10 protein-coding genes are annotated in these 12,872 nt (G+C 68.5%); 3 read left to right on the forward strand and 7 right to left on the reverse strand.

The window, feature by feature from the left end:
* Positions 1 to 6: 6 nt before the first annotated feature.
* Complete coding sequence (infA, locus tag N0B51_RS11750) at positions 7 to 252, reverse strand: translation initiation factor IF-1 (protein ID WP_067681512.1); 246 nt, start codon at positions 250 to 252, stop codon at positions 7 to 9.
* A 206-nt stretch (positions 253 to 458) separates the two neighbouring features.
* Between infA and N0B51_RS11755 the strand changes: the two genes are divergently transcribed.
* On the forward strand, positions 459 to 3,335 hold the full coding sequence (locus N0B51_RS11755; RefSeq protein ID WP_259962558.1) for a TonB-dependent receptor plug domain-containing protein: 2,877 nt from the start codon (positions 459 to 461) through the stop codon (positions 3,333 to 3,335).
* A 10-nt stretch (positions 3,336 to 3,345) separates the two neighbouring features.
* On the opposite strand, the gene N0B51_RS11760 is transcribed toward N0B51_RS11755, so the two are convergent.
* The 4 genes from N0B51_RS11760 to N0B51_RS11775 all read right to left on the reverse strand — a co-directional run bounded on the left by N0B51_RS11760 (position 3,346) and on the right by N0B51_RS11775 (position 7,659).
* The gene (locus N0B51_RS11760) at positions 3,346 to 3,942 is read right to left on the reverse strand and encodes a hypothetical protein (RefSeq protein WP_259962559.1); all 597 of its coding nucleotides are present in this window, start codon (positions 3,940 to 3,942) and stop codon (positions 3,346 to 3,348) included.
* A gap of 78 nt (positions 3,943 to 4,020) precedes the next feature.
* Positions 4,021 to 4,815 (reverse strand): esterase/lipase family protein, encoded by a 795-nt coding sequence (locus N0B51_RS11765; protein WP_259962560.1) that lies wholly within the window; start codon positions 4,813 to 4,815, stop codon positions 4,021 to 4,023.
* Positions 4,812 to 6,419: a WS/DGAT/MGAT family O-acyltransferase gene (locus tag N0B51_RS11770; protein ID WP_259962561.1), complete on the reverse strand. Its 1,608-nt coding sequence runs from the start codon at positions 6,417 to 6,419 to the stop codon at positions 4,812 to 4,814. The genes N0B51_RS11765 and N0B51_RS11770 overlap by 4 nt, the downstream gene beginning before the upstream one ends.
* An 82-nt stretch (positions 6,420 to 6,501) precedes the next feature.
* Positions 6,502 to 7,659 carry a BaiN/RdsA family NAD(P)/FAD-dependent oxidoreductase gene (locus tag N0B51_RS11775; protein WP_259962562.1) on the reverse strand — a complete coding sequence of 386 codons (1,158 nt, stop codon included), beginning with the start codon at positions 7,657 to 7,659 and terminating at the stop codon, positions 6,502 to 6,504.
* Positions 7,660 to 7,820: 161 nt separating this feature from the next.
* Between N0B51_RS11775 and N0B51_RS11780 the strand changes: the two genes are divergently transcribed.
* Both N0B51_RS11780 and uvrC read left to right on the forward strand, forming a co-directional pair.
* Positions 7,821 to 8,792, forward strand: a complete 972-nt coding sequence (locus N0B51_RS11780) for a hypothetical protein (protein WP_259962563.1) — start codon at positions 7,821 to 7,823, stop codon at positions 8,790 to 8,792.
* 62 nt (positions 8,793 to 8,854) lie between these two features.
* On the forward strand, positions 8,855 to 10,816 hold the full coding sequence (gene uvrC, locus N0B51_RS11785; protein ID WP_259962564.1) for an excinuclease ABC subunit UvrC: 1,962 nt from the start codon (positions 8,855 to 8,857) through the stop codon (positions 10,814 to 10,816).
* A 10-nt stretch (positions 10,817 to 10,826) separates the two neighbouring features.
* Here uvrC and N0B51_RS11790 read toward each other — a convergent pair whose 3' ends face one another.
* Positions 10,827 to 12,386, reverse strand: a complete 1,560-nt coding sequence (locus tag N0B51_RS11790; protein ID WP_259962565.1) for a serine hydrolase — start codon at positions 12,384 to 12,386, stop codon at positions 10,827 to 10,829.
* Between the two features lie 176 nt (positions 12,387 to 12,562).
* A complete protein-coding gene (locus N0B51_RS11795) occupies positions 12,563 to 12,865 on the reverse strand; it encodes a hypothetical protein (protein WP_259962566.1) in 303 nt (100 codons plus the stop codon).
* Positions 12,866 to 12,872 lie beyond the last annotated feature (7 nt).

Genomic DNA, 12,872 nt, shown 5'->3' on the forward strand with positions numbered 1-12,872 from the left:
CTCGCGTTACTGCGGCCCGGGGCCGCCGCGTCCCGGCATGAAGCGGTAGGTAATCCGGCCCTTGGTCAGGTCGTACGGCGTCAGTTCGACGAGCACTTCGTCGCCGGTCAGCACGCGAATGCGGTTCTTGCGCATCTTGCCGGCGGTGTGGCCGAGGATCTCGTGGCCGTTCTCGAGCTCAACCCGGAACATCGCGTTCGGGAGCAGCTCCACCACCCGCCCGCGCATTTCGAGGAGTTCTTCCTTGGCCATGTAGCTCGTCGGTTCCTTTGCGTAGGTTGGTCGAATTGGAGGCCGCCCTTAGACGCAGGGGCTGGAAAAGGAAAGCGCTCGCGTCATTTGCGGGAAAGGTTTGCGCGACAAAAAGTTACTCGGCGAAGGGTTGCTCCGGCCGAGGCTGATCCGCAAAGCGCCCCCGGGCAGAATGTTACGGCCGAATTTCGAGGATCGACAACACCTTGCGCTCTCTAACTACCGTTTCGCTGATCGCCCTGGCGTGCGCCGGCCCGACTCTCGCTCAGGACGCCGCCCCGCTTGCGCAGGCCGTGCCGTCCGAACCGTCGGAAGCAGGCCCGGGTCCGGGCGACGAGATCGTCGTGATCGCCGAGCGCATTCCCGGCCAGGTCGACACGGACGTCCCTCCTGTCCTCGAGCTGGAGGAAAAGGACATCGCGGCCTACGGCGCGACCTCGATCGCCGACCTGGTCGCCCAGCTGTCGCCGCAGGTCGGCTCGGGGCGCGGCCGGGGCGGGCGGCCCGTGTTCCTCGTCAACGGCCAGCGCATCTCCAGCTTCCGGGAGATGGGCCGCTATCCCCCCGAGGCGATCCGCAAGGTCGAAGTGCTGCCCGAGGAAGTGGCGGTCCAGTTCGGTTATCCGCCCGACCAGCGGGTGATCAATTTCATCCTCAAGCCGAACTTTGCCAGCCGCGAAATCGAGGCCGAATACGGGATGCCGGTTCGTGGCGGCTACAGCGCGCAGGAGCTGGAAGGCTCGATCCTCAGCATCGATGGCCAGCGCCGCCTGAACGCCAGCATCGACTACCGCCGCAAGAGCCCTCTGACCGAGGCCGAACGCGGGATCGTCCAGTCGGTGCCGACCGATCCAGCGGTCGCGGCCGCCGGGCTCGACCCGGCCGACTTCCGCACGCTCGTTTCGCGCGAGGACAGCATCGAGGCCAACGCCACGATGACCCAGGGACTCGGCGAGATGGGCAAGGGCGGCCAGTTGACGCTGAACGGCCAGGTCAGCCGCGTGGTGCGCGACAGCCTGTCGGGGATCGACGCCGTCACCCTCGACCCGATCGAGCGGCACACCGCGACCGATGCCTATGCCTTGGGAAGCGCGTACAATACCGGGCTGGGGGACTGGCGCCTGTCGGCCACGCTCGACGCCAACCGCACCGATTCGGACAGCCGGATCGACCGTCGCGGCGGAGGCGGCACCGACCGCGCTCTCAGCCGAACATGGTCGGCCGATCCCAAGGTCACGCTGGCCGGCTCGCCGTTCGCGCTGCCGGCGGGGACCGCGAACCTGACACTCGATGCCGGATACGACTGGGACCGCATCGAGAGCACCGATTCGCGCAACGCTGCGCTCGGCGAAACGCGGCTCACCCGCGGGAATCTCAACGGCGGCGCAAGCCTGAGCCTGCCCATCGCCAGCCGCCGCGACAACGTGCTTGCCGCGATCGGCGACCTGTCGGTCAACTTCGGCGGGGGTGTCGACCGCCTGTCAGACTTCGGCACGCTCACCGACTGGAATGCGGGGCTGAACTGGAAGCCGCTCGAAAGGCTGTCGCTGCAGGCGAGCGTCATCGGACGCAAGGCCGCGCCCGGACTCGGCCAACTCGGCAGCCCGACGATCGTCGACGTCAACGTGCCCGTCTACGACTTCACCACCGGGCAGACGGTGCTCGCGACGGTGACTACCGGTGGCAACCCCGATCTCAAGGCGGAAACGCAGCGCGACATCAAGCTGTCGGCGAACTACGAGCTCGACCTGTTCGATCGGGCGAACCTCCTCGTCGAATACTACCGCAACCGCTCGACGGACACGACCGAGAGCTTCCCGTTGCTCACGCCCACAATCGAGGCCGCTTTCCCGGACCGCGTGACGCGGGCGGCCGACGGCACGCTGCTCGCACTCGATCGCCGTCCGGTGACCTTCAGCGAGCGCACGTCGTCGCGCGTGCGTTATGGGGTCAATTTCTTCGGCCGCGTGGGCAAGGCGGCTCCTCAGGGCGAACGGCCCGCCCGCGGTGGCGGATTCGAGGGGGCGCCCGCGTCCGCTCCAGCCGCCGGGGGCGCGCCGAGCGGGGCTGCGGCGGGGCCGGGCGCAGGGGCGTTCGATCCCGCGCGCTTCGCCGAAATGCGGGTGAAGTTCTGTGCGACGCCCGATGGCGAGGTGCCCGATCTTTCGGGCGTCCCCGCCCCGATGGTCGAACGACTCAAGGGCGACGACGGACAAGTCGATCCGGCCAGGGTCGCGGCGCTCAAGGCGCGGTTCTGCGCGGCTGACGGGACGCCCCGCGAAGGGGGCGGCCCGGCCCGCCTGACGCCGGAACGATTCGCCGCGCTCAGGTCCGCGCTCGGTTGCGGAGAGGACGGCAAGGAGCCGGACGTCTCGGCTTTGCCGCCCGAACTGGTCGATCGGCTCAAGCGGCCCGATGGCACGATCGACCCGGAGCGCCTTGGCGAGCTGCGGACGCGCATCTGCGCTATCCCCGCACCCGCGGCGGGCGAAGGGGGGCGCGGTCCGGGCGGCGAGGGCGATCGGCGATCCGGCGGCGGCGCTCGCGGCAGCGGCGGACCGGGGCCGATGTTCGGCGGACGCGGCGGCGACGGACAGGGCCGCTGGAACCTGTCGGTCTATCACACGATCCAGCTCGACAATTCGGTCCTCGTCGCGCCCGGCGGCCCGTTCCTCGACCTGCTCGGCGGCGACGGCCTCAGCGACGGAGGGATACCGCGGCACGCGCTCGAGTTCGAAGGCGGGCTGTTCAAGGGCGGCATCGGGGCGCGCCTGTCGGGCCGGTACGCCGGCGCGACGACGGTAAAGGGCAGCGGCCTGCCGGGATCGAGCGACCTGCGCTTCGGTCCGCTCGCGACGTTCGACCTGCGCTTCTTCATGAACCTCGAACAGCAGGAATGGCTGACCGGAAAGGACGGTCCCGGCGTGTTCAAGGGCATGCGCTTCGGCCTGCGCGCCAACAACCTGTTCGATGCGCACCAGCGCGTCACCGACGAGAATGGCGCGGTTCCGCTGCGCTACCAGCCGGGCCTTATCGATCCGGTCGGGCGCTATTTCGAGATCGAGCTGCGCAAGCTGTTCTGACTCGCGGCGCTCAATCGGTCGCTGCGGCCTGCTCGTCGGCCCATGCCCGCTGCTCGGCAATCCAGGCGTCGCGCGCGGCGAACCAGTCAGCGCGGCGCCTGGCCCAGTCCGAGGCGCTGAGGGGCATGGCCTCGCTCAGCCACTGGGCGCGCTGGTCGGCCATCGTCGCCTTGTCGAAACCGAATGCCTTGCCCCACGCCGCCAGGTCCTTTTCAAGCGCGTTGCGCAGTGCCTTCGGCGATTGGGCAAGGGCCTTGCCGGCCTGTGCGGCCTCGGCATCGCCGAGCGCCTCGATCCTTCGCTGGCTGGACGCGCCGACGTACGAATCGAGTGCGTCCCGATAGGCGAGTGCCTGCCGCGCGCGGGCCGATTGCGCCACGCTGACTTCGCCATTTCGGCCATTGCCGCGTTCGGCGAGCTTGTTTTCGGCGAGGGTCCGCGGGTCCCTGGCCTGCATCGGGATATCGTCGCCGATCGAACGGGTGTCGATCCGCGCACGGGCGTTCTCGGCGGCGGGGGTAGGCGTAGGGGCGCCCAGTACCTGTCCCGCAGCTGGTCCAGCGAGCGCGGCGGCCACCAGTCCCATCAGCATCGAAATCTTGCGCATGGGGCCAATCCCTCTCACGCCGGTTCCGCACGATGCTAGCGCGCAGGCATCTGCCCGATCAAGTCCGCTTGCTGGCTGCTAGTGCAGGCGCGCCTTGGGAAAGGCCAGCCCGGCCAGTCCGCGCGGCTCGAACGGCGTCCACCGGCCTTCGGGCTGGGCGAGCCTGTCGGCGATCGCGAGCATGACCGCGGGGTTCACGCCCAGGCCCACGTGGCTGGCGAACACCTCGATATTCTCTGTCTGGGGATTGCGGCCAGGGCGCTGGACCGATCCGCGCCAGTGAACCACGCCATCGGCCTTGGTCAGGATCGAGGTCGTCGGGACCGGCGGCGCTTCGGCGAGCTTGCGGAACTTGCCGTGCTTCAACGGCTCGGGCTCTCGCCCGTTGAGAAGCTCGAACAGGTGCCGGGCGTTCGAATGGTTGCGGTCGTCGCTGATCGGGCTGCCGAGGGTGATCACCTGGCGGACCCTGTCCGGCGCCAGCTTGGCAAGTTCGCGCGCGAATACACCGCCCAGGCTCCAGCCGACGATGCTCACCTTGCCGCCGGTGCGCCCGTGGAGTTCCTCGACGCATCCCATCATCGCCTGGACGCGCCCGTTGTCGACCCGCAGGTTGCGGCCGAGCTTCCAGCCAACCGCGTCATAGCCGAGCTGAGACAGGAGCCGGCGCATCGGCCCGGTCGAGCTGTCGCTTGCGAGGAAACCGGGAAGCACGAGAACGCCGTGACCGTCGCCGCGCGGCAGGAACGACAGCAGCGGTCGCAGCGCGACGAAGGCGGCCAGCTCGCCGAGCGCGCGGCTGGGCTCTGTCAGCGCCAGCAGGCGGCTCGGCGGGCGGGCGCTGGGGCCCCGGGTGGCGGTTGTTGCTGTCACTTGGGCGACCCCTTCGATTTTCGTGTCGGTTTTGCTTTGGAACGCTTCGCCGCGCTCTTGGTGCCAGCCGCGCCCTTTCTTGTGCCCTTGTCCTTGCCCTTCGCGGCCGGCGGGCGGGTCTTGCGCGGCGTCGCGGTGCGCGGCGCCTTGGGGGCGGGCGGGGCCGCGTCCGGGGCAGCTTGCGCGGCCCTTGCCGCGTCGCGCAGCTCGACGAAGCTGTCCTCGATGCACTGGGCGTAGAACGCCGGGTCGGGCATCAGCTCGCGGCAGGCGGTGAAGGTCACCGTCGCCTCGTCGACGTAGCTCTGGACCGTGTGGCCAAGGCCCATGCCGTCGGTCAGGCACAGCAGGCCGAACATGCTCTCGAGCCGCGCGCCGGTCGAATAGATCGGCACCGGCGGGCCCGGCACGTTGGTCACCACGGTCGAGAACATCGGCGTCATCCCGCGGTTGGCGAGGCCGAGCCGGGTGTAGAGCTGGGCGCCCAGGCTCATCCACAGGGCGGGCGAAACCTTGCTCGCCTCGGTCATGTTCCGCGCGCCGATCGCCTCGGTCATCGCTTTCGAATTGACCGTGCGCTGGTGCACGAAGCGCAGGCGTTCGGCCGGGTCCTCGATGTGCGTGCCGAGCGGCGCGACCATCGCGGCGACCTGGTTGCCCATGTCGCCCTTCTCGGTCTTCGAGCGGACCGAGATCGGGGCCATCGCGGTCAGTGTCTTGGCGGGGAGATCGTCCTTGGCGATCAGGTACTTGCGGAGCGCTCCTCCCACGATGGCGAGGAACACGTCGTTGACCTTGCTGCCGTCCGCGAGCGCGCGGATCGCCTTGATGTCGGCGAGCGGCAGGCTGCGCCCCTCGACCACGCGGTGCGCGGATATGACCTTGTTGAACCGCGTCTTGGGGGCGACCATTTCGCCCGACACGCTGAACTCCTTGGCGACGAGGCCCTTCAGGGCCTTTGCCAGTCCCGGCGCGGCCTTGGCGGCGACCTCGAGCTGCTTGAGGGGATTGGTGACCGCGTTGAAATAGCTCTTTCCGAGCAGCTCGGCGGGGTTGGGGATCTTTTCCGGCTTCCAGGTATCGAGCTCGGGCGGCGGCCCCTCGTCGGCGCGCAGGGTATGCATCGCCTCCATCAGGTCGATCCCGCTCATCCCGTCGATCGCCGCGTGATGGACCTTGGTCACCATCGCGTAGCAGCCCTTGGGCAGACCTTCGATCCCGTCGAGGCCTTCGACCACGGTGAATTCCCACGGCGGCCGGGTGAGGTCGAGCGGGCGGGCGAAGATCCGCGCCGCCTGGATGCACAGCTGGCGCCAGTCACCCGGTTCGGGCAGCGCGACGTGGCGGACGTGGTATTCGAGGTCGAAGTCGGGGTCCTCGATCCAGTACGGGTAGTCGAGGTCGAACGGCACCCGCACCATCCGCTGGCGCATCGTGCGCGACAGCTGCATCCGGCTTTCGAAGAAGGAAAGGATGTCCTTGAAACGGACGAAACCGCCGGGCGCGGTGGCGGGGTTGTAGATCAGGATCGAGCCGATGTGCATCGGCGAGTTCTTCGTCTCGAGCGCGACGAAGCTGGCATCCATCCCCTGGAGCTGGCGCAAAGGCATCTCTCCTGCATCCCGCATCTGGAGGCGGGTTTCAGGCTGAAACGTAACACAACGCGAACGCTTGGCAATGCGGGCGCTAGAGCGCGTCCCCCGCGGCCACCCCGCTCGCCCAGGCCCACTGGAAATTATACCCGCCGAGCCAACCGGTTACGTCCACCGCCTCGCCGATTGCATAGAGACCCGGGACGGTCCTTGCCTCCATCGTTTTCGACGAGAGCTCGGCGGTGGAAATGCCGCCGACGGTCACTTCGGCCTTGGCGAACCCTTCCGAACCGTTCGGGTGAAAGGTCCAGGCGGCAAGCCGCGCTTCGACTTCGCGCAGCGCCGCGTCGGGCTGATTGCCCAGCTCGCGCTCCAGGCCGCACCGCTCGGCCAGCGTATCGGCGAGCCGTTCGGGCAGGGCATCGCGCAGCAGCGCGCGCAGCGTGGTGCGCGGGTTGCTGCGCTTTGCCTCCGCCAACCAGCCCGCGGCACTGCCGGGCAGGAAGTTCACCCGGACCGTTTCGCCCGGCCGCCAGTAACTCGAGACCTGGAGGATCGCCGGACCCGAAAGCCCGCGGTGGGTGAACAGCGCGGCCTCGCGAAAGGCGGCTTTCCCGGTATTGGCGACGACCTCGGCCGATACGCCCGACAACTCGCGGAACAGCACGTCCTCGCCGCCGAGCGTCAGCGGCACGAGCGCGGGCCGCGGCTCGACCACCTTGAGCCCGAAGCGCCGCGCGAGGTCGTAGGCAAAACCGGTCGCGCCCATTTTGGGGATCGACGGCCCCCCGGTCGCGATGACGAGCGAGCGCGCGCTGTCGTCGCCGATGCGGAACGTGCTGACGTCGTGTGCGACCTCGCCGATCTCGACCCCGCAGCGCACCTCGACCTCGCCCTTCGCGCACTCGGCCAGCAGCATCTCGACGATCGCCTTCGCCGATCCGTCGCAGAAAAGCTGGCCCAGCGTTTTCTCGTGCCATGCGATGCCGTGGCTCTCGACGAGATCGAGGAAGTCGCGCGGCGTGTAGCGGGCGAGCGCACTTTTGGCGAAATGCGGATTGGCGCTGAGGTAGTTCGTGGGACCTGCGCCGATGTTGGTGAAGTTGCACCGCCCGCCGCCCGAAATCAGGATCTTCTTGCCGACCCTCTCCGCGCGTTCGAGCACCAGCACCCGCCGCCCGCGCTGGCCGGCCCGCATGGCGCACATCAGGCCTGCCGCCCCGCCGCCGAGGATGATCGCGTCGTAGTCCATGCGAAGCCGCGTTAGGGCGCGCCCGCGGCCAGCGCCAGCCGCGCGAGAACCTTTGCCGTCCGCGAACATCGGCAATTCATCAGGTTCTCATCATGGCCAGGTGCCGGGCCATGGTGCGATGCGTCTTTCGCGACTGCTGGAGGGCACCGAAGATGCAAAGCATGGCCTTGAGACCACGATGGACGGCAGCCGCCGCCCTGGTGCTGGCGAGTGTGCCTGCCGGATGCGGCGGCGAAGGCAGCGGTTCCCCGCCGGTCGCAGCTGGCATTCCGCCCACGCCGAGTCCCGCACCGGCGCCCACTGCGACGCCGACTCCCGCCTCCACCGACGATCCGCTTTTTGCCGGCGCCAGCATCGGGGAGACGATCGTCGGCCCGCTCGTCTGCTCCGACGGTCGGGTCACGACCGGTGCTCAGGGGGAGGTGGTGGGAATAGGGCCGATCACCCAGATCAGGAACACGGACACCATCCGGATCACCTATGTCGGTCCCGATTCCTACCGGACCGCTATCGACGGGCTGGCAAGCCTCGCATTCACCCCCGACACGAAGCGCGTGCCGCCGTCACCGATCTACGCCCGCTACAGTGCGCCATCGGCGGGCGAACTGCTGCTTGGCCAGTATTCGCTGGGCTTCGTCACCTTCGGGACCTTCACCGCGCCGGACCTGTGCTTTTTTGCCGGTGGCCTTCCTCCCGGCGTGCTGAACCGGCAAACGGTCGACTATTTCGGGATCGTCGACGGGCTGGGCGTCGTGGGCGGCGTGCAATCGCGCTTCTTCAACGCGACGTACGGCGAGGCCAGGATGATCTTCGATTTTCCCACCGCGACGGGCCTCTTCTCGTTCGACCTCGTCCAGCGCAGCGATCCGTTCGGGGATTTCCGCGCTTCGCCCCCGGTCAAGCTGGGCACCGTCAGCGCCAATGTCGTCCTTGCTCCGGGTCAGGAATCGTTTTTCGTGCCGTTGTCCGGCGCAGGCTTCACGGGGACCGCACGGGGGCGGTTCGTTCACGATGGCGGCAGCATCCTTGGTCCGAACATCGGCGGTGCGGGCGTGGCGCTGGTGTACGAACTGCGCTCGCCCGCGGGAGACCTGATCTACGGCTCGGTCGCGTTCGCCGCGAACCTCATCTAGCGCAGGCGCTGGCAAAGGCAGGTGGTTCCCTTTTTCCGCCGGGCGACCTACCTCGTCCGGCGATGTCGTCGCGCACCCCTGCCGGTTCTCCGCCTGATCCCCGCGGCCAGGACCGCTTCCTCGAGGAGCGGGCGACCTCGACCGTAAAGGGCGCTGGCGCGCAGCCCGACCTGGAGGCCGGCGTCACCGCGATCCGCGAGACCGTTCGCACGCTCAAGCCGCGGCCCGGGGTCTACCGGATGCTCGATGCGCGCGGCGACGTGCTCTACGTCGGCAAGGCGCGCAGCCTCAAGGCGCGGGTGGCGAACTACACCCAGGTCAAGGCGCTCTCCAACCGGCTCAAGCGGATGGTCAGCCAGACCCGCCGGATGGAGATTGTGGTCACCAATTCGGAGGCAGAGGCGCTGCTGCTCGAGGCGCAGCTGATCAAGCGCTTCCGCCCGCCGTACAACGTGCTGCTGCGCGACGACAAAAGCTTCCCCTTCATCCTGCTGCGCGCCGACCATGCTTTTCCCCGCATTCAGAAGCATCGCGGCGCGCGGCGCGCGAAAGGCAACTACTACGGCCCGTTCGCCAGCGCCGGGGCGGTCAACGTCACGATCAATGCGCTGCAGAAGCTGTTCCTGCTGCGCAGCTGCACCGACAGCTTCTTCGCGCGGCGCGACCGGCCGTGCCTGCTCTACCAGATCAAGCGTTGTTCCGCCCCGTGCGTCGGCCGCATCGACGAGGCGGGCTACGCCGAGCTTGTCGCCGAGACGAAGGAGTTCCTCTCGGGCAAGTCGGGCGCGGTGCAGAAGAAGATCGAGGTCCAGATGGCCGAGGCGGCCGAGGCGCTCGACTTCGAGCGCGCGGCGATGCTGCGCGACCGCTTGCGCGCGGCGACCGCGATCCAGGGCAGCCAGGCGATCAACGCAAGCGGGGTGGGCGATGCCGACGTCTTCGCGCTCGCGAGCAAGGGCGGGCAGATCGGCGTGCAGGCGTTCTTCATACGCGGCGGCCAGAACTGGGGTCACCGGACCTTCTGGCCCACCCATACCGCCGAGATCGACGAGGACGAGGTGCTTGCTGACGTGCTTCTCCAGTTTTACGAGGAAGTGCCGCCGCCGCGCACGATCCTCGTCGATCGCACGTTGCCAGAGCAGGACCTGATCGGAGAGGCATTGTGCGAGAAGGCCGGGCACGGGGTCGACATCTCGATCCCCCAGCGCGGCACGCGGCGCAAGCTGATGGCCCAGGCCCAGCGCAACGCGGTCGAGGCGCTCGAGCGGCGGCTGGCCGAAACCGGCACCAAGGCGAAGATCATGCGCGAGCTGGCGGAGTTCCTTGAGCTTCCCGAGCCGCCGCAGCGCATCGAGGTCTACGACAACAGCCACATCCAGGGCGACAAGGCGCTGGGCGCGATGATCGTCGCCGGGCCGGACGGTTTCGTGAAGGGGCAGTACCGCAAGTTCAACATCAGGAGCGCGCAGACCAACGACGATTTCGGGATGATGCGCGAGGTCTTCACCCGCCGCTTCGCCCGCGCGCTCGAACAGGACCCGGACCGCGAGCAGGGCGGCGAGAGCGGGGTGTGGCCCGACCTCGTCCTGATCGACGGCGGCAAGGGCCAGATGTCGAGCGTGAAGGACGCGCTCGAGGAACTCGGGATCGAGGACGTGCCGCTCATCGCCATCGCCAAGGGCCCGCACCACGGGCGCGAGGGGCGCGAGGTGTTCCACTTCCCCGACGGGCGGGAAAAGACGCTGCCGGTCAATTCGCCGCTATTGTTCTACCTCCAGACCCTGCGCGACGAGGTCCACCGCTTCGCGATCGGCGCGCACCGTGCCAAGCGCAGCCGCGCGATCACCGCCTCGCCGCTCGACGAGATTCCCGGCATCGGCCCCAGCCGCAAGCGCGCGCTGCTGCTCCACTTCGGCACCGCGGGAAAGGTGCGGGCGGCCGCGCTCGACGACCTCAAGCGCACCCCGGGCATCAGCGAGGGCGTCGCCCAGAAGATCTGGGATTTCTATCACCCGGCGGGGTGAGGCGCCCCGGCTACTGCCGCTTGAGGTCGAGGTCCTGGAAGTCGAACGAGAAGTCGGTGATGTCGGAAATCGCCTTCATCTTCATGCCCGTCACCGCGCCGTATTCGACCGAGAACGTCACGAAGGCGTCGGCCTTCATGGTCCGGTCGGGCCAGATCGCGGCGAAGGTGTCGCCGTCGAAGTGGGTCAGCGGGCCGTCGAGCAGCTCTGACCGGCTCATGTCGATCGCGAGGCCCTTGCCGCGGCGGGTGATCGCGACGGTCCCGTACCACGGGTCGGCGTAAGTCCCGACGTACGCGTTGAGCGGCAGACTGGGCTTCTTCGCGTCCTTCGGGGTCACGAGCGCCTTGTCCACCGCCGCCTTCGCCTCGGCGTTCTGCTTCTCGTGGGCAGCGATGGCGGAGGCGATGACGTCGCGGTCCTGCTTGCCGTCGATCAGCTTGTCGGCGATCTGGCGGGTCCAGGCGCCGGCCGTGCTCATGTAGTCGTTCGACGAGGCGAAGATGCCGATGTCGTGCTGCGGCAGGAGGATGAAGTTGCTGGTCACTCCCGGTGCGCCGCCCGAATGGTGGACCGCGGGCGTGCCTTCCATGTCGGTAACCAGCCACCCGAGCGCGTAGAGCGCGAGGTTGGTCGATCCGCCGGTGGGCCGGATGATCCCGCTGCCCACGGGGGTCACGCCCTTCCAGACTTCGTTCTTCTGCGTTTCGGAGATCAGCCGCTGACCGCCCTCGGTCACCCCGCCGTCGAGCCAGAAGTTGGCCCACTTCATCATGTCGCCGGGCGGGCACCAGATGCCGCCCGCGGGGGCGACCGTCGGGCTGAATTCCATGCGCGGGTCGATCGGCACGCCCACCGTGGCGCCGGCCGCGCGCTCGTGGCCGCGCACGCGGCTCTGTCCGGGCTTGAGACGCGACCCGTCGGCAACGCAGCTGGTCATGCCGACGGGGGCGAAGATCTCCTGCGTGATGAAATCCGGCCAGCTCTTGCCCGAAGCCCGGGCGACGACTTCGCCGGCGACGATATAGAGCAGGTTGTCATAGGCGTAGCCGTCGCGGAAACCCGTCGTCGGCTTGAGGTGCCTCAGGGCGTTGATGACGTCGGCCACCTCGGCGTTGCCGTCGGGCCACATCACGAGGTCGCCCGCGCCAAGGCCGAGGCCCGAGCGGTGGGTGAGCAGGTCGCGGACGGTGAAGTGCTCACTCACCCAAGGATCGTACATCCCGAATTCGGGCACGTACTTGCGCACCGGGTCGTCCCAGCCGAGCTTGCCCTGGTCGACCAGCATCGCGAGCGCGGTGGTGGTGAACGCCTTCGAGATCGAGGCGATCGGGAACAGCGTGTCGGCGGTCACCGGCTTGCCCGACCCTTCCTCGACCGTGCCGAACTGTCCGCTGTAGACGACCTTGCCGTCCCTGGTGACCGCCGCGGTCATCCCGGTGGCGTGCAGCCCTTCCATGATGCGCTTCGCCTCGGCCTCGTAATCGGGCTGGGCAACCTCGTGGGCAGGAAGCGGAGCGGCCGCGAGCGCGCAGAGCGCCGCCGCGAGTGAAGCGAGATGTCGTGTCATGGTCGGAAGGTGCCCCTGCGTGAACCCGGTGGGCGCCGGTCGGCGCGAAGACGGGTTCCTGCACCAGGCGACGGGCGATTGCCAAGTCCCGCACGATCAACACCGCTCGCCGTTCGACAAAGAGAAGGGGGCGCCGGATCGCTCCGGCGCCCCCACGATTTCGCGTGTGGCGCTGGTCAGCCCTGGCGGGTGCCCGTCATCGGCATCGAGCCGAAGGCGCCGGCGTTTACCGACCCGGTCAGCGTGTCGCCCTCTACCGTCGCGGAGCCTTCGAGCTTCATTGGCATCGGCACGGTCATGTTCATCGTCCAGGTGAGCTGGTTGCCGTCGATCTTGCCGTTCTCGACGTCCATGCTGCCCATCGCGCCGGCATTCTTGCCGGTGAAGGTGCCGTCGCCGCAGTCCTCGACGGTGAACACGCTTTTCTGGTCACCCATCGGGGTCTTGGTGACGCAATCGTAGCTTCCGGCAACGCCCATCGTAATC

Origin of the sequence: Tsuneonella litorea (genome assembly GCF_025154015.1) — a bacterium.
Lineage (GTDB): Bacteria > Pseudomonadota > Alphaproteobacteria > Sphingomonadales > Sphingomonadaceae > Tsuneonella > Tsuneonella litorea.

Bases quoted from the DNA above. Each gene is read 5' to 3' on its own strand.
- infA (WP_067681512.1), bottom strand. From the start codon at position 252: ATGGCCAAGGAAGAACTCCTCGAAATGCGCGGGCGGGTGGTGGAGCTG.
- N0B51_RS11760 (WP_259962559.1), bottom strand. From the start codon at position 3,942: ATGCGCAAGATTTCGATGCTGATGGGACTGGTGGCCGCCGCGCTCGCT.
- uvrC (WP_259962564.1), top strand. From the start codon at position 8,855: ATGTCGTCGCGCACCCCTGCCGGTTCTCCGCCTGATCCCCGCGGCCAG.
- N0B51_RS11780 (WP_259962563.1), top strand. From the start codon at position 7,821: ATGGCCTTGAGACCACGATGGACGGCAGCCGCCGCCCTGGTGCTGGCG.
- N0B51_RS11795 (WP_259962566.1), bottom strand. From the start codon at position 12,865: ATGGGCGTTGCCGGAAGCTACGATTGCGTCACCAAGACCCCGATGGGT.
- N0B51_RS11790 (WP_259962565.1), bottom strand. From the start codon at position 12,386: ATGACACGACATCTCGCTTCACTCGCGGCGGCGCTCTGCGCGCTCGCG.
- N0B51_RS11775 (WP_259962562.1), bottom strand. From the start codon at position 7,659: ATGGACTACGACGCGATCATCCTCGGCGGCGGGGCGGCAGGCCTGATG.